We start from the raw sequence: 25,365 nt of genomic DNA on the forward strand, positions 1-25,365 counted from the left end.
TTCATCCTTTTGCACTACTTCACTTTATTTACAAAACAAGATTTGCGATTAGCCAAAGCAGGACAAAACTGATGATAATGGTGATATTTGCGATGGTACCGACAAGTTTCGTATCATAACGGAATTCTACAGAATAGGCCAACGAGGTGGCAGCAGTCGGCAAAATAAGGGCAATTAATAACGTGTATTTGAATAAATCCTCAAAAGGCAGCAGCCAAAACAGACAAGAACCGACGGCAATTCCAGTGGAATATCGAAAAATCAAAAATTTCGCGATGATTTTTAAATTGCTTTTGTCGAATTGTAAATTTAAATAAATGCCTAAAATCAACAGTGATAAGGGCATGTTTGCCTGCGATATTGTTCCTGCAACGCCAAGCGCGAAATCGGGCAGTTGAAGCCCCAACAAATTAATCGTGCAAACAAGGATATACGTCATCAAAGGGATAGACTTGAAGATTTTGTTCGTCATTGCTTTGAAATCCGGCTTTACATCTCCACTGGCAAAATAGGTCGCAACAATATAATTCAGACCAAAAATGACAAAAGCATTACCAGCATCGAACATACCAAAGTATTTCAACCCTTCGCTCCCCCAAATGCCCTCTACGAGTGGAAACGCAAACAAACCAATGTTGAAACCAGGAAGGGTCATCAACAACATCCCTTTATTGAACGACCCCTCGTTCCGAAACACAATAGAACCTAAGAAGGCCATTAAACACCCATATACGAAAGCGATGATTACTAATAAAAACAGCGAAGGATCAATGACGATCTCACTGAAACTTACAATCAGCAAACAAGGGAGGGTAACGTTTAGTACCAGTCGGGTCAACCCTTCTCCTTCTCGTTCCCGGATTATATCGAACCTTTTTAAAATGTAACCTAAAATAATGATGGAAATAGAATATAAAAATTGCTGATTAAAACTGTCCATGTAGATTTCTCCTCTGATGATTGGCATTCAATTTTTGGGCATATGTAATCAACTATATAACCAGAAAAAGAAGATTTGCAACCATTTACCCCTTCATGTCTTAAGAGAAAAGATCGCTTCTATTTTCCTATTATTTGGCAGCTCATTCCTCATCCCAATTGCAAAAAACAACATAAACTAACAAAATTGAGCAGTTAGAATCAATCAATTCATCCCGGAATTTAGTAAAATAAAGGTAACATGCAACAGGAGGAACAGCAGTGACCGAAAAACTAAAACAATTTCGCTATGTCGTTTTTTTCTTTGTTGTCGCGACGTTGATCGTTGTCGGTTCATCCACCTATATCTTTTCTAAGCCGATTCGTTCCCAAGACAACACTGAAATCGTCCCCACCGTTTTTGTCCATGGTTTTAAAGGGACCTACCGCTCTTTTGGTACGCTACTTGATAGATTGGAATCAGATATTCCCGATTCCAGACGCCTCACCTTCCATGTCAATGAATATGGTGCCCTCTCCATTAAAGGAAGGTACTTCAGCCAGGAACATCCCTTTATTCAAGTTGTGTTTGAAAACAACCAGGCCAGCATCGCCGACCAAACAGTCTGGCTTCAGAAAGTGATGGCGGCGCTGCATGAGGACTATGGTTTCGAAAAGGCCAATCTGGTCGGACATTCCATGGGAGGTTTAGCAGCTGCCAATTTTTTATTAACCAGCAGTGAAGACAGTTATCCATCTGTCAATAAACTTATCGTTATCGGTAGTCCTTTCAAAGGAATAAGCGCTGAAAGGTACTACAAACCTGGGAGCAGTGCCGCTGCAGTAGATCTAAGGGTTGATTCACCTGCATTGGTCTCGATGGCCGCCCACAAAGCGGCCTTCCCTGCTAACACCGAGGTACTTGCAGTTGCTGGAGCTCTGCACCGTAATGACAATCCAGGAGATGGGCTAGTAGCAGTAAGCAGCGCCCTTGGCATTAAGGAGATTGTTCCCAAAGCCCATTACAGACAGGAAGTTTTTTATGATACAGAAGCAACCCACTCCGGCCTTCACGAGCATCGCGGAGTGGATAAGGCAGTTACAGCCTTTCTTTGGCCTAATCTTTAATCTCAGAGCGGGAACATTTACGAATGTTCCCGCTCTTTCTACAAGCACTTCTTCTGGTGTATCCTCTTTCTGTAAGAGATGAGTGATAATTTATTGCTGGCCTGATTCCTTCTTTGAAAATGTTAGCCTGCATTCAGAATCTTTACCATCCTCTATATAGAGAATATCCAATCCGTTAAAACACAACCTATGAACAAATAAAATTTTTCGTTGATTTTGACACGCTTTCAAAAAAGATTTAAAATATGAACATATGCTAATATAAGCACATAAGTGATGTGCATACATATGATGAGATGGGGGGGTCATCCAGGTGGAAGAATCGAGCGAAGAAGTGTTTACAGACAACGACAATCTTGATGAAGAAACGCTGTTTATTGTTTCTCAAACGTTTAAAGCTTTAGGAGATCCCACACGGATCCGAATTCTCCATTTATTATTTAACAAAGAGTACTCTGTCAACGAAATTGCTGAAAAGTTACAATTGAAACAATCTACGGTTTCCCACCAACTTCGCTTCTTGAAAAATTTGCGACTTGTCAAATACCGAAGAGCGGGAACTACCTTGTTTTATTCCCATGATGACCAGCATGTAATCGGCATTTTGAAACAAACGATTGAACATGCCCTGCATTAAGAAGGAGGAAAAACGATGGGACACAGTCATGATCATGGGCACGATCACACACATGGTGCAAATAAAAAAGCACTGTTAATCAGTTTTTTTATCACTTTCGGGTATATGGTGTTGGAAGCAATCGGCGGCTTTTTAACAAACAGCCTTGCCTTATTATCGGATGCCGGCCATATGCTGAGTGATTCTGTTTCCCTCGGTGTGGGGGTGCTCGCTTTCGTTCTTGGTGAAAAAGTGGCCAATTACAGCAAAACATATGGATATAAACGATTTGAAATTCTGGCAGCATTATTCAATGGGGTTACACTGTCGCTAATTGCTATCTATATCTTTTATGAAGCATACCAGCGTTTCCAAGACCCGCCGGAGGTAGCTTCTACAGGGATGCTGGCGATCGGCACGGTTGGACTGATTGTTAACATTTTTGTTGCCTGGATTTTAATGAGAGGTGATACAGAAGAAAACCTGAATTTACGTGCAGCTTTTCTCCATGTAATCGGTGACTTGCTCGGATCGGTTGGAGCTATTATAGCTGCACTGCTTATCCTCTTCTTCAATTGGGGATGGGCAGACCCACTGGCAAGTGTGATAGTCGCGGTCCTTGTATTGATAAGTGGTATTCGTGTTACCAAAGATGCATCCCACATCTTGATGGAAGGCACGCCAAAGAATGTCGAACTAAGTGATATCATCACTGTCATCGAAAACATTCCCGGCATTCACAGCATCCATGATCTTCATGTTTGGAGTATCACCAGCGGTCAGAATGCGTTATCCTGCCATGCTGTCGTTAATGACAACTTGTCAATCCATGACAGCCAAAAGCTGCTCCGTACGATTGAAGACCGGTTACAGCACAAGGGAATCGGCCATGTCACCGTGCAAATGGAAAACGATGAACATCCTCACGATGATTCACTTATGTGTAAAGACAGCACACATTCCCATGTGGATCCTCATGATGAGAACTAAAATAGATGGTTTTTAAAAATACACGACTTTACGATAGGAAAAAAAGCGTCCGGACTGAAATCAGTCCGGACGCTTTTTTGTGAATTACTGAGTCACTGCTTCTGTCTCAGCACCCTTACGGTAGTTCTTTGTTTTCAAAGTGAAAAATACGAGCAATCCCAATTGGGATACGATGAATATGCTGATCAATACAATTAGATCTCCTGTAATCGATCCGCCTAATGAAATAGCGTGTCGATAAGCGTCGATTGAATACGTCATCGGCAAGTATGGATGGATAGCTTGGAAAAATCCATTAGATAGCTGGATAGGGAATGTTCCAGCTGAACCACCCAATTGCAGTGTCAGCAAAATCAACATAAAGAATCTACCCACATTGCCGAATGCCAAGGAGAAGAAGCTAATCAATGCCATAAAGGCAAATGATACAACGATTGAAATCAAGAACAATTCGGCTACACTGCGCGGTTCTAAGCCAAGTCCCCAAACCATGATTGCTGTCATGATGCCAGCCTGCAGGATGGAAACCAGCAACACGATAGAGTACTTGCTAATCCACCATGCGAAACCGGACGTTGGCACTGTATGCGGCTTAAAGATCGGGAATAACAAGCAGAATATTACCGCTCCTACAAATAAAGCAACCGACATCATATAAGGCGCCAGGCCATATCCGTAATTCGGAACGCTAGCCACCTCATCGTTCAACAATTTGGTTGGCGATGAAAACATTTCCGCATTGCCATCACCTGTATTGGTATTCTCTATATCGTCCGCACCTTCGCGCAACTTGTCGGCGAGTTCATCAGCTCCTCCGGCCAATTCGAAACTGCCATCTTCCAGTTGATTGGCTCCGGATTCCAATTCTTGCGATCCGCTAGCTAGATCTGCCAGTCCACCGTTCAATGACTGTAACCCTGTACGCAGTTGTGGAAGCCCATCAGCAAGGCTGTTTGCACCATTCCTTAATTCCTGGCCGTTACTTGCTAATGTCTGTGATCCTGCCTGCAACTCACTGCCTTTCGCATCCAGCTGTTCAGAGCCATTCGACAACTCTCCACCCTGTTCAAGGAGCTGCTCCGATCCTTCCGTCAAATTATCCGACTGACGATCAAGCTCCTCGGCACCGGAGGCAAGCTCCTCTCCATTGTCATCAAGCTGTTGGGCACCAGCTTTTAAATCATCCGAACGGGAACTTAAATCACTGGCGCCAGATGCCAAGGAGTCGGCACCTTCCCTTAGCTGGCTGACACCTGCAGTGTAGCTTTCTACACCACTATTTAATTGTTCAGCCCCCGTTTGCAAATCCGAAGAACTTGAGGCAAGCTTGCCGCTGTTTGCTGCTAGTTCTTTCAATCCACCATTTAAGTCAGCGCTGCCCTCTTTAGCGTTTTGAAGTCCATTATTCAGACGTGTGACACCTCCCTGCAGTGTATCACTGTCAGTATCACCGACAACAACCTCCTCTAACTCCTCGTAACCTGTTGCAAGCTGTCTGATCCCTTCAACAGCACTCGGTTCCGTCTCGTTACCTTCCAGTTCGACAATCATCGCACCGATTGCTTGGGACAACTCATCCATCTTTTCATTCATGACATTAAACTGTTTGTTTATACCATCCACAATTGGCTGCATCGATTGTTCAGCCTGGGTATGTTGAATCTCCTCTTCTAACGTCTGTTTTTCGGTTTCTTCGAGATTCTTACTGTTTTCAATCGTTTCGATAATTTGTGCATCGTGCTTTGCTTTTAATTCATTTATCTGCTCAGTCAAATCATCGCCGGACTGGCCGCTTCCAACCGCGTCCACCTGGCTTTGCAATTCCTTCAAGCCAGAAGTGATATCGTTCAACCCTTGAATCAATTCATCACTTTCTGAGGATACACCCTGCAGTTTCCCGGCAAGTTGATCAACCTGTTCTTGTAATTCCTCACTGCCAGCAGCCAAATCATTTAGTCCGTCGTTCAATTCGCCACTTTTTCCCGCGGCTGTTTGAATTCCTGAATCCAATTGGCTGATACCTGGACTCAATTCCTGAATCCCCTCAGCCACTTGCTCACTGCCTTTTACCAGTTCTGAACTTTGGGATGCAAGTTCGTTTGCCCCCTGTGCTTGTTGTTCAAGCCCATTATCCAGTTCTCCAACACCGGATGTATATTGCTGCAACCCTTGATTCAGCGTGTCAACGCCCGACGTGTATTGTTGCAGCCCATTGTTGAGTGTATCTACCCCTGACGTGTAATCGTTCAACCCGTCATCAAGCTTTCCAACCCCAGCCAAATATTGTTGAACACCTTGATTTAGACTGGACACTCCGTTTGTATAATCACCGATTCCGCCATTTAACGAACGAACGCCGGCAGTATATTCTTCCACTCCGCTGGCCAGTTCACTTGCTCCTTGTGCAGCTTGGCCGACATTGACCGCTATCTCTTCGGCTCCGTCTTCTGCCGAATTCAATCCATTTTCAAATGTCACAATGCTGTCGGAGAGTTTATTCAGGTTATCCCCAAGCTCTTGACTGCCATCCTTCATTTCGTTGGCTCCGTCCGCTCCTTCTGCCATTCCGTCGCCAATATCGTTCAATTTCTCAAACATGGCATTCGCATATTCCTTGGTAACGGACTCCGCAATTTGTTTGTTGATATCCTCGGCTGCAGAAGCACTGATTTTTTCTGCGATAAAATTTTGGCCACTATTTGTATAGTATTCCAAATTCATTTCACTCGGATCGTCGTCCAACACGGTAGACGCGTGCTGAGAAAAGTCCTGTGGAATGACGAGGACCATGTAGTAATTGCCGCTTTCCAGACCATCCATTGCTGTCTGACGGTCGGTAAAATGCCAATCCAGACTGCCGTCATCCTTCAGCCTGTCTACCAGTTCCTCTCCCAGTTTCAATTTCTCCCCTTCAAATTCAGCTGCTACGTCTTCATTCGCCACAGCTACCGGTAGATCTTCAATACTTCCGTATGGATCCCACATCGCATCCAAAAAGACACCTGCATATAAAATCGGAATCATCAATAATCCGAATACAACAATCATTAGTTTCCTACTATGGAACAGATTCTTCCATTCCGCCTTTAACATTTTCACTGCTCATTCCTCCAGTTGACGGATTGCAAGGCAAGAATGTCTTGTTTTCCCATTTCTTTATTCCAATCGACCAGACGAAAATCACTTGTCCCGATGGTTTGTTCCAAAATAGCTTCCAGTGTAACTGTCTGCAATGTTTTGCGATAGCTCATTTGCGCCTCTAAAAACACTTCGGTGAACAGTTCTTCCCCTTTAACAGCCAGTTCTGTCTCCGGGAACACACTTTGAATCAGACCATCTACTTGCAGGAATGGATCGGTTCCTTCGATCGCATCCAGTATATCCAGCATGGTAATTTGGTCTGCCGGCCTGGCCAGAGAAAAACCACCTTGATTGCCGGAAACGGAAGCAATTAATTGATTGACTACCAGCTTTCTCATGACTTTTTTCAAGTAGGATGGAGATACTTTAAGCCGGGCGCTGATTATATCGCTTTTCACCGGCTGTTCCTCGCTTTGAGTTGCCAATATCACCAGGATGCTCAACGCCTGCTCCACACCACTTTTAATTCTCAATGGAACACACTTCTTTCTTTATGGTTTTTTATTATCCATAATGGACAATAAATGTCTACAAAGAATCATACTCTTGTTGGCGTTAAAAAACAAGTGTTCAGCTTCAAGTGGATTTGGTCATCTGAAGGAAAAATTACCTCAACTACGTTATTTCGAATTGACAATTCCTATCTACCAGAGGGTTCCTTTTCGCATTTCTCTATCTTTACCTAATGAAGTTGGTGTTCAACTCTCCATCTTCTCCTTTTATCCTCACCTCGACGAAACTTCCCAACCTCCCCATCTTCTTCTGGTTTAACATAAAAAAACAGAGACCTTTCATTCAGGTCTCTGTCTACTTTTCCTTTTTCTCTGCTCCCATTTCTGTGCTTAATAGGACAATGGATTGATTGATGCGCCAAATGTAATAAAGGTGGTGGATAATATCGCCATGCCCCTTCCTCCTGCTTGGTGACAGACGTTCAATCCGTACCCGTTCTGAATCAAGTGGATAAACTTCGGCTTGACTGTCACCGCCCTTCATCAATTCTTTGAGGGTTTGGATATTGTGATTTAGTTTCCATTCCATCTTTTGGAAATCTTCCTCAAGCTCCTTGGGATATCGAAAATTTTTCTGATACGAAGAAGCAATCAAATGCTTCGCATAATAATTGACTGCGGTAAAAACTGTCACCCATCGTAACAGGTTGGCATTGTTGAATGCACCGGGCCGCTGCAGCAGGGATTGCGCTTCATCCCTTACCGCTTGTAATTTCTGATCCAAATTGAAAGCACTGTCAGTAAAGCTCTTGACATCGACCTCCTCGCTGAATCTTTTCACATAGTCCGTCACAAATGGCCGTAATTCATCAAGATATTCTTCAAACGATTCGGCAACCTTGTCCTTTGTTTTCTTTGGAAAAATCACGGCAGATACAATAAGGGCAATCAGCGCACCGGCAATCGTATCGATCACCCTGGCTCCCATTAGATGCAGGCTGATACCACCCAGCAAAACGTCATATAGGAAGGCAATCAACATGGTGATGAATAAACTCATCAAAGTATAGGATACGGAAAATAGATAAAACGCCAAAAATACAACGAGAAACAACAATGTCACTTCTAGTACAGCATGGCCCGAAACAAGTTTCGCCAGAAAAAAGCCGATTACTGCCCCGATGACCGTGCCGAGTGAACGTTGAAATCCTTTGATGTAGGTCCTTCCGACAGACGCTGTACCAAGCTGGACAATGAATGCGGTGAGCAGTACCCAGTAAGGCTGGACAGGAGATATCAGGTAACCCGTGATAATAGCCAGCGTTCCTGTTACAAGTGATTGAATCGCTTTCCTTGTGGAAGGCTCCATTCCTTCTGTTTTTGCCTGGTCATCGTTCTCTTCTGATTCGTCATCCTCTTGGTCTTCCTTATCCATGCTACGTCTTTTTTTCTGTTTCAGCGACAATTGAATAGCCGCTGCCCCTTCAATCACATGATTAGCGATTGATTCGATCCGTCTGATTAAATATATCCATCCAGCAGGCCTGGACTCAGTATCCAGTAACTCAGCCAGCATTAAACGGATCGCTTGCAAAGCCCGCTCTGCCTCTTGCAGATTTTTCTCTTCATAATCCTGGGCCAGCACTTCTGCATCACGAAGCGATGCAACAATCCAGACGATCAGTTGGCGGATTTCGACAGCTTCCAACGCATCCGCTCGCTTAAGACGCTGAATCGAATCAGACAGGGTTTCGGTCAGCATTGCCGTGTCAAATACATACAACCTTAGTTGCGATGCTTTCAATCCCGGCCAGACATCCTCGACATCCTGCGCATTTAAATCTTCGGAAACGTTACGTGCATACTCACTCAGCTTTGCTACGTTTTTTTCCAGGCTTTTCATCCGCTTCTCACTGGCTTGATCGTCCTCAATGATGCGGATCAAAATGTTGAAAGTCAGGTTGGCCTGAATGTGAAAGGACCGCATACTCCTCTTTAATACCTGTGCGGAATCCCTGAAAATAATAAAGTTGTAAAGATAGGCATACGTGACGCCGATTGCAATACTTAAATAAAACCAAGGAAATTGTGCAGGCGATAATTTTAAAAAGGAAGAAAAGTAGACTGTCATAAAACCGACCATGCCTAACGAAAAATAACGGCTTCCAAACTTAGAAAAGTAAAAAGCACTGAAAATGATCACAATCATTAAGGTGCCTACGAAATAGGCATTGTTTGCCAGCAGGCTCCCCAGCGATATTCCGACAGCCCCTGACGCTCCCAACAAGAGTGTTGTCATCTTTTTTTGTTGTTTCGTATCATCCATCACCGTCATAATTCCAAGCATACCTAAAATACCAGCAACAAGGGCGGGGGTGAACAATCCATTTCCGCTTGCATGCAAGATAAACAGCATGGTGAACACCGAAGAAATCAGGCTAATTGTCGCTTTTCCGGCCTGCTGGAACCTTTTTCTCCCTGGATCCGAAGCCAGCAGCCTGCCAAGCCAGTGATGTTTTATATGTATTTGCTTCATGGAAACAATCCGTCCTTTTTTCTGCTAAGTTCATCTTATCCGTTAATCTTTGATATCTTTTCTATTCCCTTATGTTAAGTTGCCTACCCGTTCATTTCAACTTTTTGCTCCTGACAGCGATGGTAAATGGCGTGGAGCGAATGAACAGGAAGAAAAAAACCTTTATTTTACTTGAATTAGGTTGTACCGGTCTTCTTTTGACGGAGCTGTAAGATTTATTGCCGTCTATCAAGACCCTCTTGGTCAAGCTTTTTCTTTATCTGGCTGCCTGATGTTATCTGCTTATATTCGTTACACAGAAAGAAGGCTGGAAGTTGGAAAAGGAGCAAGATTACTGAGTAAAACTGCATTCATTTTACTATTTTTGCTGCTTGCCGTTTGGTTAAATTTTTAATCCACACGAATTATTGCAAAAAAAAATAGGGATTGAAGTATCAATCCCTGTTTTTAGACGCCCAGCAGCCACGGAATCGCAATCGCAAGTAAAATGATCACGGCCAACGCTGTCCAGGCAAGCGGGCGGGCAAAGTTGATTGTCCAGCCTACCCCGAATCGTTTTTCAAGAAATAGTGCGGGGTCCTCCCGGTTAAAGTAAAATTGACCGAGCTTCCAATGTCTGTCGTCATCACGATCAATGGTACGGCCATGCTTGTCTGTACCTGTCTTTATCCTGCTTCCCCCTTGCCCGGTGTTAAATGCGAGAACAATTGCTCCTGCTACCATCGCTCCTGATAACAACAACGGAACAATCGTCAATAGTTGGGTGTTTACCGGAAAAATGAAGGAAATTTGTGTAAAGGCAAACAACAACGTTAAAGCCGTCCCTGAAACAATAATATAACCTGACCAGCGCCTGCGAAAACGGATGTTTTGTTCCATTGATTTTTCAGGATTAGCTGCGTTAAGCTGTTGTTTCGCTTTGGCGATCATCGTATTGAGGAATAAAAACAGGCTGGTTAAATAGATTTGCATGATTGGCATCATCAACACGGAACGGTAGGTTTTATCCGCCCAGTTCGTCACTTCTCCAGAAAAATTATACTGCATCGGAATCCGTTCAGGAATTTGCTCATAAAAGGAAACAGTCAGCAGCAAGGTTAAAAATGAGAGCAAGTAAGGAACTGTGAACCACCAATTCGACAATGTCACTTTCTTCTGTTCAAAGTGGAGGTCTACGGTCACCTGCTGGCGTCTTTGCTCTGTCCATTTGTTTTCTGCCTTGAGTTTTTTCATTTTATTGTGGAAAACCAGATAGACCAGAAAAGAAACAACCGAATAGCCAACAAGCCCGCAGGCAATGGCTAAACTTATTTGTTCTTCCCCTTCGAGTGGCTGAATTAAAGCGAAGCTTACAGCCATAACTAGGATACTAATAATTCCAGTTGCATAGACATAAGACCGTCGCATTTTTTTTAATCTTGGATTGTGATAAATATCCTCCGGAATATAGACACCAAAGCTTTCTGTCTTTCTCGTTAAATAAGGTGTAAACATAACTACAATAAAAACCGGAAGTAAACAGACCAAAAAAATGCCGGCAATAATCAAAGCATCCATTAACCCTCATCCCCTTCTTCTGTTAGTTGGTGAAATAATTGTCGGCAAAAGGAAGTAAACTCCACTTCCGTCATCCCTCTGCATGCGGATTCTGCAATTAGCGGTCGAAGCAAACGGGTTAGCTTTTCCTCATACTCCCCGTCCGCTGACGGTATTTCCGGATTGATCACCACGCCTTTTTGCCGATGAATTAATATAAATCCTTCTTGTTTTAACTGCTGATAAGCTTTGTTCACGGTGTGCAAGTTGATCCCTAAATCGGCTGCGAATATACGGACAGACGGTAGACCATCTCCTGGTTTAAGCTCCTTTCTGGCGATTCGGATCATAATTTGGTTTTTCAGCTGTTCATAAATTGGCTCATTGGCCTGTAAATCGATGTTAATCAACACAACTGATTCACTTCTCCTTCATGTGTTAACTGTTATATTTAAAGTATAACAGTTAACACATGAGAATTCCACTATTATTTGACCTATTTTAAAAAGGCGCTGTATCCGGATAAAAGATGTAAAAAGCGTTTCAAAGAAACTTTCTTTGCCAAGTTGCTGTAAAGTGACCAAGGAATGCGAAGTACTCAGCAAAGGGTTGTTTGCAGTCATTCATTCCAAATAAATTTCAATCACCGATTATAGAAAAGTAAAAAACCGAACGAGTTCGAAAGCTGTGAATTTCGAATCATCGTCGGTTTTTATTTTGACCACTATGCTTTTGTTCCAGCCACCCTCCTATAAGGTCGACTTAATCTTCAGCCATGGGCGTGACGCTCTCCATTCAATCTCGACCGGAACTTGAAACGTCTCTGTCATCAAGGAATCTGTCAGTGTTTTTTCTTTTTCACCGGCAGCAACTATTTTCCCGTGATTAATCAGTAGAGCATGCGTGATAGCCGGAATTACTTCCTCCAGCTGGTGCGTAACATACAGGAGTGTCGGTCCACCCTTCTGGACAGCCATCCTCTGAATAGTAGTTAATAATTGTTCTTTTGCAAAAACATCCAGTCCGTTGCACGGTTCATCTAAAATAAGGATTTCTGGATCAGGCATTAAAGCACGGGCAATAATCACCCGGCGTTTTTCTCCTTGAGACAATTTCACGAATGGACGATCTGCAAAGTCGGCCATTTTCATTTCCTCCAGCAACTTTTCTGCTCGAAAGACCTCCTGATCATTAACTGCCTCATATATACCAATCGAAGCATGCTTACCACTGAGCACCACTTCTAATGCTGTGTCACTTGCTCTTTTAAGGAATTGTTCATCGAGGGAAGCACTTACCCAGCCAATAGATTTGCGAAGCTCAGGCAGATTCGTCCTGCCAAACCGATTACCCAGAACATCAACAGTACCTTTGGTGGGCCACTCGTAACCTGTGACGATTTTCAATAAAGAAGTTTTTCCCGAACCGTTTAAGCCCAAGATTACCCAGTGCTCTCCTGGAGACACCCGCCAATCCACTTTTTGTAAGATGTTTCTACCGTCTCGTTGAAAGGTGACCTGTTTTGTTTCGATGATCTCCTTCTGCATCATTCCACTTCCCGTTCCGCTTCTTTTTCAATTTCATTCATTCGCTGCACAATTATCTTCCATCATAGACCGATACCTATTGAATTTCAACAAGAAAACTGAATATTCAAATATGTTGTGCCTATTTATAATTTAAAAATGGTCCTATATACCTATTTCCATTCTCGAAGCGTCCATGATATACTTAATTCAATTATTGTTGTTCGGTATGATTGTAATGAAAGAAGAAAAAGCTTTTAAGCGATTATCGTCTTGAATGATTTTATAGAGCAAGAATAGTAATATATTGTGCTAAAAGCACGTGGAGGAATTTTTTTATGACTAACGGTACAGTTAAATGGTTTAACGCAGACAAAGGTTTCGGTTTTATTGAAGTTGAGGGCGGCGACGACGTATTCGTTCACTTCTCTGCCATTCAAGGCGAAGGCTTCAAAACATTGGATGAAGGTCAAGCAGTTACTTTCGACGTTGAAGAAGGCAACCGCGGACCTCAGGCTGCTAACGTTGAAAAAGCGTAACTAGTCTAACAAAAGGCTTTCCTATCACAGGAAAGCCTTTTTTGTGTTTGCAAAACTACCTAGAAAGCTTTAATGACTGGTTGCACGGCGGTTTGACTCCATCTGAATATGAATACGATAAACCTAGTGACTCGACTATATGCTTGGAGGATTTTACATGAATAGTTCCGATAACACTATCCTAATAACCGGCGGCTCATCCGGCATCGGGCTGGCCCTGGCTGAACGTTTCCTGGAAGATAACAATAACGTCATCATCGTTGGGCGGAATAAAGCGAAGTTGGATGAAGCAAAACAAAAATACCCGCAACTGCATGTCCATGTATGCGATATTGCGGATGAAGCGGATCGCGTTGCCCTGTTTAGATGGGTTGAGAAGGAATTCCCCACTCTCAACATCTTAGTCAATAATGCAGGGATTCAACAAAGAGCGAACCTTTTGCAGGCGGCCGATCATTGGGCCGATTATCGAAAGGAAATTTCCATCAACATCGAGGGCCCTATCCATTTATCCTTGCTGTTTGCTCCCCATTTGGCAAAACAGGAAAATGCGGCGATTATCAATGTAAGTTCCGGTTTGGCATTCACACCTGGAGTATGGGTGCCTGTGTACAGTGCCACGAAAGCGGCCATCCATTCCTTTACCATGTCGCTTCGACTACAACTGGCGGCAACGGGAACTGAAGTCATAGAGGTTCTTCCTCCAGCCGTGAACACAGATTTAGGTGGAAAAGGACTCCATACATTCGGTGCCGATTTGAACGAATTTGTGGATTCTGTTTACAGCAGAATCAAACAGGGTGATCAAGAGATCGGATTCGGCGCCTCTGAAAAAAGACTACGCGCCTCCCGCGAGGAATTAGAGGAGGGCACAAAACAAGCTTGGGAAAACTTTTTGAAGAACAATCCAGAATTTCAATAAATATATTACCGCCGGAAACCTTCCGGCGGTTTTTTAGATGAACTCCATGAACTCGCGCAGCGAATGCAATGTATTTCCATCCCTGCCTGTTACGGTTTCGGCTGTTATCATCGAATTGAGCACAGCTTCCTCTGTTGCATCTGCGACAGCAAGGAACGCCAGGTCGATATCCTCTTCATGAATTGCACTATAACGGCTAATTTGTGCATCAGCATGGTGAGGGACTTGATTGGCTGTAGAAAACCCTAAGATGACATCACCGCTGCCATTGCCTATATAGGAGCCACAACGGCTCAGCCCAACCCCTGCTCTTTTAATGATTCGTTTCAACTGGCGTGAAGATACTGGCAAATCGGTTGCAACCACGACAATCACCGAACCTTTATCCGGTTCAGGGGAATGTTCTGCCAGCCGTTGTTTAATGATATGTCCTGCTCGCTTGTCATTGACCCGTAACTGCTCCAATGAACCAAAGTTGGTGAGTGTCAGTACGCCAATTGTGTAGGAACCATGCGGATAGGAAATCACTCTGGAAGAAGAACCGATTCCCCCTTTTAATCCGAAGCACTTCATTCCCGTTCCCGCGCCGACACCGCCCTCTTGAAAATCGATTGCAGCAGAAGTCAATGCCTCTTTAACGTGTCTACTTTGAACTGCTCTAGCCCGAATATCATTCAGATACATATCGTTACATTCCCCGACAACCGGGTTCACTGTCCCGGTCGTCCTCCCGATTTCCGGGTTGTGTTTCAGCATATAATCGATCAGGCTATCGGTACACGTCCCAATGCTTAATGTGTTTGTCAAAAGGATTGGCGTTTCGATGGTACCCAGCTCTTCTAACTGAATCGTTCCTACCGACTTGCCAAAACCATTGAGAACATGAGCAGCACCAACTACTTTGTTGGTAAATACATTTCCCTGATGCGGAAGGATAGCTGTCACCCCGGTCTTTAATGGACCGTCATCAATGGTTGCATGACCTGACGTAACCCCGCCCACATCACTGATTTTATTCAATCGGCCAGTTTCCAGGCTGCCGATTTCGATACCATAATCCCTGATTCTTTTCTGCATGGGGACTGTCCCTCCTCTTTCCTTACCCGCTTCTTATTTTACAGGAATCCAAACCTCTGAATAAAGGTCAGAGCTTGTTGGATCATCACTGGAATACACTTCTAATTCCGGAGTCCCTGCATGCCTGTAACCGCTTGTCGGAAACCATTCCGTAAAAATCCGGTTCCAAACCTGCTGCATGGCTTCGGGCATCGGTCCACGAACTTCGAAAACCGCCCACCTCGAAGCGGGAATGGTCATTTGTCCGAATGCTTGAGGAATATCACCATCAAATGCGGTTGCCACCCAATAATCAATTATCTGCTTATCATTTTTATTATCAACACAAACGCCCAGCACCCCTTTTATCGGACCGTTATTCAAACGGAACAGTTGGTCATCTGTCCCATCGTTATTCACCTGATCCCAAAATTTCGGTATTTCTTTCATGTTTTCCTCATTGGGGAGGGAAAAGGTTCGTTTAATACCTGCTACTTGAAAATCTTCCATTTCAACAATACGATACTTCATTGGATCTGCTCCTTTCAACTGTACTTGGATGGTCAGTCGATTATAGAATGTCAGCATTCCGGAAAACTTTCTCGATTCGCTCGGTGAAATGCCATGCTGTCTTCGGAAAGCCTTCGCAAACGCCTCTGGAGTCTCGTAACCATACTTGTAGGCAAGATCGATCACCTTGATACTGGAGTGCATCAGTTCCTGCGCGGCCAATGTCAGGCGCCGGCGCCTTATATATTCACCTACAGATATGTCCGTTAAAATGGTGAATGTACGCTGGAAATGAAAAGCGGAAACATGTGCCTGCTTGGCCACCTCCTCCAGACTGATCGGTTCCAGTAAACGAGATTCCATATAGTTGATCGCCCGTTGTATCGATTCTACCCAAGCCACGGCGCTCACTCCTTGCTCTTTATACTAACAACCAGACAACCAATCATCTGGTCTTTCTATGCTTTGTTGTGACAGTATCCTCTTTTTCATTATAAATGAAAAACAGGCATGGTTTTGTAAAAATCAAATTTACTATCCACCGTCTTGAAACCAAAATGACGTTTGAAGCGTACTAATTAGTACCAGTAAAAGGGAAAGGGTGGAATGCGTTGAAGAGAAAAGTCATTATTTTTACGATTATTTCCGCTTTGCTTTACAGTTTGATCATCATCTTAACAACTCTGACTCCACTGGCAGACATGGGTGAAAACGCCAATCAGTTCAATACTGCTGGTATGTGGCTTGCAGTTGGTATGGTCCTTTTTTGTTATTTTGTGCCGTTGCTCTTTTTTCTGTTTGGTTTAACATGGATAAAGTATGTAATGGCCGCATTATGCGGTATAGGATTACTCAGTTTTTTACCGATGTTTTTAGGAATTTTACTTTATATGACAAAGGATGGGGTTTCTTTCATACTGTTTGCCGTGTTGGTTACTTGTGGGGCAGGGATCATTATCAATCTCATGTGGTACTTTGCAGCTTTTCGAACAAACCGCTTAAAAAGCTAAAAAAAAGAGCAGGAACTCCTGCTCTGATAAAGGACTTTTACCTCTTGTTTATATAGTCCGTTAAATAAGTTACAAAGTGCCTTGCCCGCATCTCGTTCGTATGATTCTGATGAATAAAATCATATCCATTTTGCGCAATTTGATTTCGCTTCTCCTCATTATTTAAATAATACACAGCTTTTTCATAAATCTCATTTGTATTACAGGCAACGTAGTGTACACCGTCTTGAAACCCCAACTCCTCGATTTCCTGGTTGGGTTCTGCCAACAGCAACGTCTTGCATCCCAAGGCTTCAAAGTATTTCAACACCGCAAAGGCTCCACTTGAATTTCGGCTTCCACAGGTAAAAAATATTTTTGACCGGTTTAGTTCCTTAGCATACTTCTCGTTAACATACATTTCTTTTGAGTACGGAACTTTGTGACCTGGGTGAGGGTGGAATACAAAACCCGGAACATCCCCCATCGTATTCAGCACTGCTTCTCGAAAGGCATAGCGACCCTTTTCAGCTATTTGTTTCGGAGGATTCTTTTCATCTTCATAATATAACAGTCCCATTAAGAGATAATCGATATCCTTTTCCATGTTCCAGTCCTTGATGATTTCCGGATTGATCGACCATGGCAGCCAACGGAGTTTATCCTTGTATTGCGGAAATACAGTTAAAAATGGATTTTTACTGACAGAAAAAATCAGGTCCACCTTATTTTTTTCGATATATTGAATCCTTTTCGCTTTAGAAAAATGTAAGTCAATCACAAAACAAGCCTTGGGAATGTCTATATCAGCCAAACCGGTTACAACAGGGGCGAGCCCATTTCTCCACGCTATATCATAATGAAAAATAAAATCCGGTTCTAGTTGTAATGTAGTTAAAATATCGCGAATATTTCCGTCTTCATACCAGTAATGCACTTCTGCGAATTCCTCAATGGCACGCAACATATCTATTTTCGGTCTATGCTTGGGAAAATCCATCCAAAACCGCCTTACCAGAATCAAAATCTTCAGTTTCTGTTCCACTTGAAACGTTCACCCCCAATAATGGACACTCATTTCCTTTTCTATCCCATTGCCATATATATATGTGTAAGATTTGCAAATGGACTAGATGGCTATCATAAAATAGAGGAAATTGGCTGTTATTGTTTAGAATACGGACAAAAAAAGAGACCTCCCTAAACAGTTAGGTCAGCCTCTTCTTTCTATATTTCTATGGTTTAATCATTGTTCGGTGGTTCTTTGCGCTCTTCCCCATTTTTTCCTTCAAATCGTAGTCCCCAACCCGTTAATGCAGCTACCAGCATCACGATAACGAGAAACCAGCCTTGGAAAACAAACGGGAATACAGACGTCGGTTGTACAACCGGCAGCCAATCGTAAGTATCCTGCATCATTTGAATCGTCGACCAACCTAATAATACCGGTGCCCCCCAAGGGAAAATATATCCCAGGGCAGAGGTGACCGCATCCAGCATATTTGCCCGCCGATAGCGATGAATACGGTATTTATCGCCCAGTTCCTTTACAAATGGAGCAGCGGCAATCTCCGCAGCTGTATTGATGGTAATTGCGCTATTCAGCAAGGCAACGATCGACCAGATGGCAAATTCAGCTTTTCGAATCGATGTTTTAATCCACTTGACTAAAGCATTGGTGATGACATTCATGGTGCCACCTAAGCGAAGCAAATGAGCAGCCCCTACTATCAGTAAAATTAATATAGCCATGTTGATATAACCTGTAATCCCATTTATAAGCGCACCTTCTACTATTGCATCCGAGTCCGGATTAAAGCGGATGATATCGCTGAAAGCACCTAAGTTCAGGAGCACAATCAAAGGGATAGAGACAATGATCCCCCATGTTAACGATGTGATTAAATGATGTCCGGATAAAGCAAGAATTAAAACGAGAGCAAACGGAATCAGCATTAACAATCCTTTAGGATCGGCAGAATCAAGCATAGCTGTACGTGCAGACTCATCGGCAGAAACTGCTTCACCACCTCCAAATATCGCAAACAGCAGGGTAGTTGGAATTGCTGCAATGATTGCATATTTAAATCGGCTGCGCACCACTCCCGGCACGTCGGCATCCTGCGTCGTAGCGGAGACGATCGTCGTGTCCGAAACAGGCGCTAAATTATCACCAAATACAGCGCCGGCTAAAATCGCTGCAAACAGCATGACAGGGTCTGCTTCAGTTGCGATTCCAGCAGGATACATAAGCGTACAGAAAGCTACTGTAGTACCATATCCCGTTCCGACAGCAGTGGAAAAAACAGCTGCGAGCAAGAAGGTTAAAGCGACGAAAAGACCCCCTGTCAGGCCGGTAATCGCCCCGATCCACACCAAACCCTCGACCAAGCCGCCTGTTTGCAAAACCTGAGCAAACATCCCAGCGTAAAACCAGGCTACCATGGCGATTACGCCAATTGGCTGGGCAAGGCCGTCGAATAACCCTTGAGCATAGTCCTCCCATTTGCTCTTACTGAATAACAACCCCAGTGTTAAACCGATAACGGCTCCTACGACCAATCCAATTTCCGATGATAGCTGCAGAACACTAGTTGTTATCGCCCAGATTACAAAAAACAATAAAGGTACAGCCGCGCCAAAAGCTCCTCCCCGGAACTCAAGTTTCGTAATGTCCTTGCTGCCTGTAGCACGGGCCAGATCTTCCGTATCCTTTGTCATATTCCCCCACCTCAATTCCAAAAAATAAATAAAAAATACAATACAGATAAACCATGTTATACAGCACATTTTATCATATCGGTTTTTATTTGCGGAATAGAAGAATTTATTTCCTGAAAACGAGTCGTTGGGCCCATAATACTCGACTTGGAGAACATAATGGATTCTGTGAAATACTATAGCTGATATATATAGTGGGAAAAACATGCACCTTTTCACTAATTTGATAGAATACATATTTAAATAAGAAGACACTCAGTTTATACCGCATATAGCTTAAAAGATTATTACACCATTCTTTCTCGGTTAAAATTATTTTCTGCCTTCCTGTCATATAGGTTATGTTGTTGTAAAAAAGTGTGGTCATAGAGTACAAACAGGATAGATTATCCAGAAACTGTTCTGGTTGATCTATCCTGTTTTTTATATTCTATAATTTTTTCGAAAGGATTTCTCTGATATACCAACAAATAGTGAAGTGCCCCAAAGAGGCAGGATCACGATTGGATATGACTAATTAATTGTATTTGCGTACTTATATAGTTTGCCTCTTTGTTTAACTGCGCACATTCATGTCCCAGCTATTCAACAGCAAAGCCAGACGTTTAGCAAAGGGAAGAAGAAAGTACCGGTGAGACACTGGCGGCTCTTTAGAATAGCGTTTTAAAAAAACATTCCATACGCCATTTTATTACTGTTCACCATCTGCTCTGTGCAATTCTACTGAATTAAGCTCCTTCAATCATATCCCTTCTGCTATAACCAAGGTAACCAATTATCACCAAAGCGATGCTAATCACCGTTATTGCTATGAAAATTGGAGCATCAAAATCTTCCATCGGCATTCGGGGAATCCAGCTTTGAATGGCTGTTTTGGAAAACCAGTCAGGTAAATCTAAGATACCGCCAAAGTAGTTCAGTAGAAAGGAGTAACCAAGATACACATAAACCACTCTACCAAGCCTGGGTGCCCAGCCAAGTGCCAAGGTTGCAAGACCTGTTAAAAATAATACCGACGGTAAGAAGTTGTAGCCAGCAGCAAGAAAATCAAATATATTCATTGTCGAGCTATCCCCCATAGCTGTGATAGCTATACCGCCAAGCCCACCTGCGGCTAATAAAATTCCTACAAAACCTGCGATAATCGCTAAACCAATACTGGTCCAATAAAGTTGGCCACGGGTCACTTTTGTAGCGTAAAGTTGACTTAAGTGCAAGCGGCTTTCTTCAGAGAACAGTTTGTTGATAATGGCAATTGGTAAAATGGAAACCAAACCAGTCATGACCATCATAATTGTTCCTGTGAATGACTCTTCAATGGAAACGCCTGAATGCGTAAACATTTGTTTCATCATTTCGTTACTTTCAAGAAAGGTCTGCATGTCTCCATAAATCGAACCATAAGCAGCACCCATTACAACAAAAGCAATCATCCAACCTATTATGACACCTTTGTTAATCTTGATAAATAAGCCACGAACAGACAATAAAGACTTCTTTGCCCTTTCTCGACCTTCTCTTTCCGGAAGATAGCCAGCCCCCATATCGCGGGCTCCCTCAAGGGCAAAAGCAATCGTCACCACGATGATACTGAAAATCAAGGCACAGATAAGAAGGGACCAGTTATTTTCAGTAAAAGGATACGTTAAATACGTCCAACCCAATGGATTAATCATGGATAAGCCGACATTGGAGACATCTGTCCCCGCCCGGACAATATAAAGCAGTCCGATAATTCCAAGTGCTGAACCTGTTGCAGCTGATGAAGTTGACATGATTTGCGCCATAACCAGCGCAATTCCAGCACCGATCACCCCAGCCATTCCAACCGATGCACCAAATAAAAAGGAACCTTCGGCAGAAATCGTATCAGCACCGAAACTCATCATTACTCCCCAAATAAAGAGTGTTAATAAGACGTTAATGATAACTGTCTCTGAAATGACAGCAAGAGAGTTTGCTTGTCGTCCTATTTGAAATGAGCGCACAAGTTCAGTGAGGCCAAGATCTTCCTCTTTACGCGTATGGCTTATCACGTGTAAAACAGCTATAATCATCGCAAACAAACCACAGAACAGCACCATTTCCTGCGCATACATCGCACCTAACGTATAATCAGCTGCCGTTTCGATTGGCGTAGGACCGACCATGGATATCATAGCAGGATTTTGCAAGGTTTCATACATTCCCAGCAAGCCTTGCCCTTTGGTTATTTCTTCAAAAGCTGGAACATAAGCAGCTGAAAACAAGCCAAGGCCTAAAACCCAAACAATTATTTTTTTCCAATCTCGTTTTAGATACTGAACAAACAGGATATCCCAGCGGGAAAATTTTTCCTTCATCTTGTACATCCTCCTTTTCAACGCTTAGCCTTCATAATGGCGCATGAACAAATCCTCAAGCGTTGGCGGTACAGATTCAAATTTCTTGACACCTAATTTGCTTGCTTCCATTAAAATCTCGTTGAGATATTGATTATCCGCAGAGAATGTCGCTTGGTTATCTGTTTGTTTGAAATCAAATACTCCATTCACCTTGTTCATTTCCGCCACATCGCCTTCTGTTTCTAAAGTTACAGTAGAACGAGCCAAATGACGTAAATCATCAAGGGTTCCAGTTTCGACAATTTCCCCTTGGCGGATGATGACCACCTTGTCGGCCAAGCGTTCCACTTCACTCAAAATATGAGACGATAGCAGGATGGATTTACCTGATTCTTTGATTTTTTCTACTTCTTCTTGAAAAATTGCTTCCATCAAAGGGTCAAGTCCAGAAGTTGGCTCATCAAAAATATATAAATCGGAATCAACAGACAATGCTGCAATCAAACCGACCTTTTGACGATTTCCTTTCGAATATCCTTTGGCCTTTTTCTTAGGGTCCAATTCAAAGCGTTTAATCAAGTAATCTCGTTTTTGTTTATCTCCGCCTCCATGCAATTTAAGAAAAAGATCAATAATCTCGCCACCTGTTAGACTTCCCCACAAGGAGACATCCCCAGGAACATAAGAAATTCGTTTGTGAATGTCCAGGCTGTCTTTCCAAACGTCTTTACCGAATATTTCCACATTGCCGGCATCTCGCTTTATAATTCCCAATAGAGTCCGGATAGTTGTAGATTTACCAGCCCCATTCGGGCCAATAAAACCGACGACTTCACCTGGCTCCACCGTAAACGTTACATCTTTTAGTGCTTGAAATTTACCGAATTTTTTTTGTAAGCCGTGCACTTTAACAACTTCCGTCATAACGCCGACACTCCTTTTTTATTTTTTATCATTTGTAAAAACTATGCCTCAGAATTTCAGAATAACTCTTCCACTCTTTAAGAAATTGCTCTCCAAATTCTCCTATATCTTCAAAGCTGTCTATTTGTTGGAGACCTTTTTCTCCGAATCCGGACATTGTCCAAGTTAAGATTTCTATCGCCTTATCGATATCAACCCCTTCACGGAATTTGGAATAATCAATACCATCATATATTTTTTCAAAGCCTTGCTCATAGATTCGCTCAATCTGTTGCCTTAAAATATCCTTTACTTCATCTGATTCTTCTTGAGTGGAAGATGCCAGGAAATCAAATACATGAGGATACTTTTGATGGATACACAACTTCTGTAATCCTATATTTTCAATTCTTTTAAAAAGGTCCGTTTCATTCAGATCAATTTGTTCATAAAGTTGTTCGATCACTTGAATACTGTAATCAAGTAAAAATAAATAAAGATCTTTCTTACTATTAAAATAGTTAAATAAGGAACCTTTAGAAATATTTGCTTCTTTTACAATTTCGTTGGTGGATGCTTTTTCAAAACCGTTTCGGACAAATTCCTTTATTGCAGCGTTAATAATTCGCTCTTGTTTTTCTGATTTTAATTGATTAAAGTTCGCGTAAATAGTTGTATCCTCCTTTTATCCACGCATTGACCAAATCGGTCAATTTTGATCTTAACACTAATGACCAAAGTGGTCAATTGAATACAAGACTGGTCGATGTTAAATTTTCTATCCGCAGATATCCTCCAGTAACCCGCCTTCTCCGTCCATTGCCATTATGAAGGCTCTCCTATATTACGAGATTTAGTCAAAAAAACCGCCAAGGTACCGATTATTTGTTGTATTAAACCCTCCTTACTTTAATTGTAAAAATTCTCAAGATCTTGTTTTGCAATTTTATTTTTCAGGCGATATTATTTAAATTATCCAATAAAACTTTGTGTAATTTTTCTTGACACTTTTCCTGATAAGTTCGCTTATCAAGTTTGTTTCTTTTAAATTTCCCAATTACTTGACGGACATCATTATTATGGATGATTAGTTCCCTATAATTATCATCATTAAGGTAATTTTGGAACCATTGTTGTCTTTTTAGATACTTTATATTTCTCCCTATATCTTCTTCATCAACTTTTAGAAACGGCAAAAATCCACCAATGTTTACAAAAACAATTACAGCAAAGACAAACAAGTAAAATATGGCTTTCAAAGTTTAACCCTCCCATAAGTCGCATCTATTAAGAAATACGTTTAATCATTTAAAGAGTTTCAATTCCTATTACCCGAACCGAAAAATAAGAAAGGGAGATGGAATAAATGCAAAGTTTATCCAATTCTTCACTTTACGACTAATCAAAATCGAGAACACAATGATTAAAAGCCCTATTATCATATTAAGAGACAAACTTTCATTTAGAAAAAAGGAGCCCAGAATCACACCGACTAATGGAATAAAATAATTTGAAAAACAATTCAAATAGCATACTACCGGCTTGTTAGACTAATTAAATTACTTAACAACATTCTTCATCTACATGTTTTATAAAAGTATTTTGAGTCCTATGCTGGGAAGACACTTTCTTTCAAATCCAAAGCAGCCAGTTGCTCTCATTAATTCTTTTACTAACTAAACGCCAATTACCTTACTCTAAAAACGCATGCTGTCTTTTTGTTTTTATTCCTTTAAAACATGTGTAGCGACCCTTTAAAGAAACAGCTTGAATCTTTCACGTTGCTCCAATACCAGAGCCTATTCTCTTTAATCCACTTTACCGTTCTCGATTTTCTTGTTCTTTTTGACATAAAAACACCCCTTTGGATAATTATATCCAAAGGGGTAAATCCGTCAGGACAACCGACCATTACAGCTTTCTTAATTCACGCAGAATAATTTCGGGATCCAACCGCTGCATAAAGTCCGGATTGACGTAAGCGGAGCGTATAATACCGGACTCATCGATCATAAAGGTAGAAGGAATCGGTAAGATCCAGCGGTTCGTCGCGTTGTATTCCGTCAAATCCATACCAATTTGTTTCATAACGTCCTGGATGTAATCGGGAACGTCATAAAGAATGTTATAGAAAGCTGCCACAAGACCGTGTGTGTCGCTAAGTACTTGGAAGGTCAGCTCTTCCTTTTCCTGCTGAGAAAGCGTGTTGTCCGGGCTTTGCGGGCTGACCGCAATCAACCTGCCCCCAAGGGCTTCGATGTCCGGTAACAGCTTCTGATAGGTCTTAAGCTGACTATTACAGAACGGGCACCATCCACCCCGGTAGAAAGTCAGGACTACAGGTCCTTTGGACAACTCCTCATAAAGATTAACTTTTTCTCCCAAAGCATTCAGGAGAGTAAAATCCTTTGCCTTCTGCCCCTCCTGTCGGCCGTACACAATATCAGACTCCTGCTGCTCCCGAATCTGACGAAACATCTCTGTTTGAATCTCCAAAGGGGTATGTGCAATAAATTCCTGTTTAACTTCCGCTAAAGCATGAGCTAATGACATGTTTT

General features: G+C 42.4%; 22 protein-coding genes and 1 pseudogene. 6 read left to right on the top strand and 17 right to left on the bottom strand.

The annotated features are described in order from the left end of the window. Positions 1-28: 28 nt before the first annotated feature. Positions 29-940 carry an AEC family transporter gene (locus BLR82_RS17655; protein WP_074600765.1) on the bottom strand — a complete coding sequence of 304 codons (912 nt, stop codon included), beginning with the start codon at positions 938-940 and terminating at the stop codon, positions 29-31. A gap of 260 nt (positions 941-1,200) precedes the next feature. Between BLR82_RS17655 and BLR82_RS17660 the strand changes: the two genes are divergently transcribed. The 3 genes from BLR82_RS17660 (at position 1,201) to BLR82_RS17670 (ending at position 3,652) form a co-directional block, all read left to right on the top strand. Further along, complete coding sequence (locus BLR82_RS17660; RefSeq protein WP_074600766.1) at positions 1,201-2,046, top strand: alpha/beta fold hydrolase; 846 nt, start codon at positions 1,201-1,203, stop codon at positions 2,044-2,046. A gap of 313 nt (positions 2,047-2,359) precedes the next feature. Beyond that, positions 2,360-2,683, top strand: coding sequence for an ArsR/SmtB family transcription factor (locus tag BLR82_RS17665; protein WP_074600767.1), 324 nt, complete (start codon positions 2,360-2,362; stop codon positions 2,681-2,683). A gap of 15 nt (positions 2,684-2,698) precedes the next feature. Continuing rightward, complete coding sequence (locus tag BLR82_RS17670; protein ID WP_074600768.1) at positions 2,699-3,652, top strand: cation diffusion facilitator family transporter; 954 nt, start codon at positions 2,699-2,701, stop codon at positions 3,650-3,652. 84 nt (positions 3,653-3,736) lie between these two features. Here the strand turns inward: BLR82_RS17670 and BLR82_RS17675 are convergent, their stop codons facing one another. The 6 genes from BLR82_RS17675 to BLR82_RS17705 all read right to left on the bottom strand — a co-directional run bounded on the left by BLR82_RS17675 (position 3,737) and on the right by BLR82_RS17705 (position 12,864). Continuing rightward, complete coding sequence (locus BLR82_RS17675) at positions 3,737-6,745, bottom strand: YhgE/Pip domain-containing protein (RefSeq protein WP_245693885.1); 3,009 nt, start codon at positions 6,743-6,745, stop codon at positions 3,737-3,739. 2 nt (positions 6,746-6,747) lie between these two features. Continuing rightward, entirely contained in the window at positions 6,748-7,266 is a 519-nt protein-coding gene (locus BLR82_RS17680; RefSeq protein WP_074600770.1) for an RrF2 family transcriptional regulator, read from the bottom strand. 334 nt (positions 7,267-7,600) lie between these two features. Next, entirely contained in the window at positions 7,601-9,781 is a 2,181-nt protein-coding gene (locus BLR82_RS17685; protein ID WP_083334926.1) for an FUSC family protein, read from the bottom strand. A gap of 447 nt (positions 9,782-10,228) precedes the next feature. Then, positions 10,229-11,338: a DUF1648 domain-containing protein gene (locus BLR82_RS17695; protein ID WP_074600772.1), complete on the bottom strand. Its 1,110-nt coding sequence runs from the start codon at positions 11,336-11,338 to the stop codon at positions 10,229-10,231. Beyond that, positions 11,338-11,730 carry a GntR family transcriptional regulator gene (locus tag BLR82_RS17700; protein WP_074600773.1) on the bottom strand — a complete coding sequence of 131 codons (393 nt, stop codon included), beginning with the start codon at positions 11,728-11,730 and terminating at the stop codon, positions 11,338-11,340. The genes BLR82_RS17695 and BLR82_RS17700 overlap by 1 nt, the downstream gene beginning before the upstream one ends. A gap of 336 nt (positions 11,731-12,066) precedes the next feature. Further along, complete coding sequence (locus tag BLR82_RS17705) at positions 12,067-12,864, bottom strand: ABC transporter ATP-binding protein (protein ID WP_175486848.1); 798 nt, start codon at positions 12,862-12,864, stop codon at positions 12,067-12,069. 317 nt (positions 12,865-13,181) lie between these two features. Between BLR82_RS17705 and BLR82_RS17710 the strand changes: the two genes are divergently transcribed. Both BLR82_RS17710 and BLR82_RS17715 read left to right on the top strand, forming a co-directional pair. Further along, complete coding sequence (locus BLR82_RS17710) at positions 13,182-13,382, top strand: cold-shock protein (protein ID WP_074600775.1); 201 nt, start codon at positions 13,182-13,184, stop codon at positions 13,380-13,382. A 157-nt stretch (positions 13,383-13,539) separates the two neighbouring features. Beyond that, complete coding sequence (locus BLR82_RS17715) at positions 13,540-14,304, top strand: SDR family oxidoreductase (RefSeq protein ID WP_074600776.1); 765 nt, start codon at positions 13,540-13,542, stop codon at positions 14,302-14,304. A gap of 33 nt (positions 14,305-14,337) precedes the next feature. On the opposite strand, the gene BLR82_RS17720 is transcribed toward BLR82_RS17715, so the two are convergent. Together BLR82_RS17720 and BLR82_RS17725 are read right to left on the bottom strand one after the other, a co-directional pair. Continuing rightward, on the bottom strand, positions 14,338-15,381 hold the full coding sequence (locus BLR82_RS17720; RefSeq protein ID WP_074600777.1) for a DmpA family aminopeptidase: 1,044 nt from the start codon (positions 15,379-15,381) through the stop codon (positions 14,338-14,340). Positions 15,382-15,414: 33 nt separating this feature from the next. Next, positions 15,415-16,272, bottom strand: a complete 858-nt coding sequence (locus BLR82_RS17725) for an AraC family transcriptional regulator (protein WP_074600778.1) — start codon at positions 16,270-16,272, stop codon at positions 15,415-15,417. A 209-nt stretch (positions 16,273-16,481) separates the two neighbouring features. Here BLR82_RS17725 and BLR82_RS17730 point away from each other — a divergent pair, with 209 nt between their 5' ends. Next, entirely contained in the window at positions 16,482-16,880 is a 399-nt protein-coding gene (locus BLR82_RS17730) for a DUF5391 family protein (RefSeq protein WP_074600779.1), read from the top strand. A gap of 37 nt (positions 16,881-16,917) precedes the next feature. On the opposite strand, the gene BLR82_RS17735 is transcribed toward BLR82_RS17730, so the two are convergent. From BLR82_RS17735 to BLR82_RS17765, 8 genes and pseudogenes are all read right to left on the bottom strand, one after another. Next, positions 16,918-17,859, bottom strand: a complete 942-nt coding sequence (locus BLR82_RS17735) for a glycosyltransferase family protein (protein WP_245693872.1) — start codon at positions 17,857-17,859, stop codon at positions 16,918-16,920. A 242-nt stretch (positions 17,860-18,101) separates the two neighbouring features. Then, complete coding sequence (locus BLR82_RS17740; RefSeq protein WP_483880057.1) at positions 18,102-19,817, bottom strand: Na+/H+ antiporter NhaC family protein; 1,716 nt, start codon at positions 19,815-19,817, stop codon at positions 18,102-18,104. Positions 19,818-20,308: 491 nt separating this feature from the next. After that, a complete protein-coding gene (locus BLR82_RS17745) occupies positions 20,309-21,922 on the bottom strand; it encodes an ABC transporter permease (RefSeq protein WP_074600781.1) in 1,614 nt (537 codons plus the stop codon). Between the two features lie 24 nt (positions 21,923-21,946). Then, positions 21,947-22,828 (bottom strand): ABC transporter ATP-binding protein, encoded by an 882-nt coding sequence (locus BLR82_RS17750; protein ID WP_074600782.1) that lies wholly within the window; start codon positions 22,826-22,828, stop codon positions 21,947-21,949. Between the two features lie 28 nt (positions 22,829-22,856). Beyond that, a complete protein-coding gene (locus tag BLR82_RS17755; protein ID WP_245693876.1) occupies positions 22,857-23,273 on the bottom strand; it encodes a hypothetical protein in 417 nt (138 codons plus the stop codon). Positions 23,274-23,312: 39 nt separating this feature from the next. After that, positions 23,313-23,477: pseudogene (locus BLR82_RS21520) on the bottom strand (TetR/AcrR family transcriptional regulator); the annotation flags it as partial. Positions 23,478-23,760: 283 nt separating this feature from the next. Beyond that, a complete protein-coding gene (locus tag BLR82_RS17760) occupies positions 23,761-24,066 on the bottom strand; it encodes a hypothetical protein (RefSeq protein WP_083334927.1) in 306 nt (101 codons plus the stop codon). A gap of 652 nt (positions 24,067-24,718) precedes the next feature. Beyond that, positions 24,719-25,360 (bottom strand): peroxiredoxin-like family protein, encoded by a 642-nt coding sequence (locus tag BLR82_RS17765; protein ID WP_074600784.1) that lies wholly within the window; start codon positions 25,358-25,360, stop codon positions 24,719-24,721. Between the last annotated feature and the right edge of the window lie 5 nt (positions 25,361-25,365).

It is taken from the genome of Sediminibacillus halophilus (genome assembly GCF_900103695.1).
Lineage (GTDB): Bacteria > Bacillota > Bacilli > Bacillales > Amphibacillaceae > Sediminibacillus > Sediminibacillus halophilus.

Coding starts and splice junctions, on each gene's coding strand:
- BLR82_RS17655 (WP_074600765.1), bottom strand. CDS start 940: ATGGACAGTTTTAATCAGCAATTTTTATATTCTATTTCCATCATTATT.
- BLR82_RS17670 (WP_074600768.1), top strand. CDS start 2,699: ATGGGACACAGTCATGATCATGGGCACGATCACACACATGGTGCAAAT.
- BLR82_RS17675 (WP_245693885.1), bottom strand. CDS start 6,745: ATGTTAAAGGCGGAATGGAAGAATCTGTTCCATAGTAGGAAACTAATG.
- BLR82_RS17685 (WP_083334926.1), bottom strand. CDS start 9,781: ATGAAGCAAATACATATAAAACATCACTGGCTTGGCAGGCTGCTGGCT.
- BLR82_RS17695 (WP_074600772.1), bottom strand. CDS start 11,338: ATGGATGCTTTGATTATTGCCGGCATTTTTTTGGTCTGTTTACTTCCG.
- BLR82_RS17705 (WP_175486848.1), bottom strand. CDS start 12,864: ATGCAGAAGGAGATCATCGAAACAAAACAGGTCACCTTTCAACGAGAC.
- BLR82_RS17710 (WP_074600775.1), top strand. CDS start 13,182: ATGACTAACGGTACAGTTAAATGGTTTAACGCAGACAAAGGTTTCGGT.
- BLR82_RS17715 (WP_074600776.1), top strand. CDS start 13,540: ATGAATAGTTCCGATAACACTATCCTAATAACCGGCGGCTCATCCGGC.
- BLR82_RS17720 (WP_074600777.1), bottom strand. CDS start 15,381: ATGCAGAAAAGAATCAGGGATTATGGTATCGAAATCGGCAGCCTGGAA.
- BLR82_RS17735 (WP_245693872.1), bottom strand. CDS start 17,859: ATGGATTTTCCCAAGCATAGACCGAAAATAGATATGTTGCGTGCCATT.
- BLR82_RS17740 (WP_483880057.1), bottom strand. CDS start 19,817: ATGTATTCTATCAAATTAGTGAAAAGGTGCATGTTTTTCCCACTATAT.
- BLR82_RS17745 (WP_074600781.1), bottom strand. CDS start 21,922: ATGAAGGAAAAATTTTCCCGCTGGGATATCCTGTTTGTTCAGTATCTA.
- BLR82_RS17750 (WP_074600782.1), bottom strand. CDS start 22,828: ATGACGGAAGTTGTTAAAGTGCACGGCTTACAAAAAAAATTCGGTAAA.
- BLR82_RS17765 (WP_074600784.1), bottom strand. CDS start 25,360: ATGTCATTAGCTCATGCTTTAGCGGAAGTTAAACAGGAATTTATTGCA.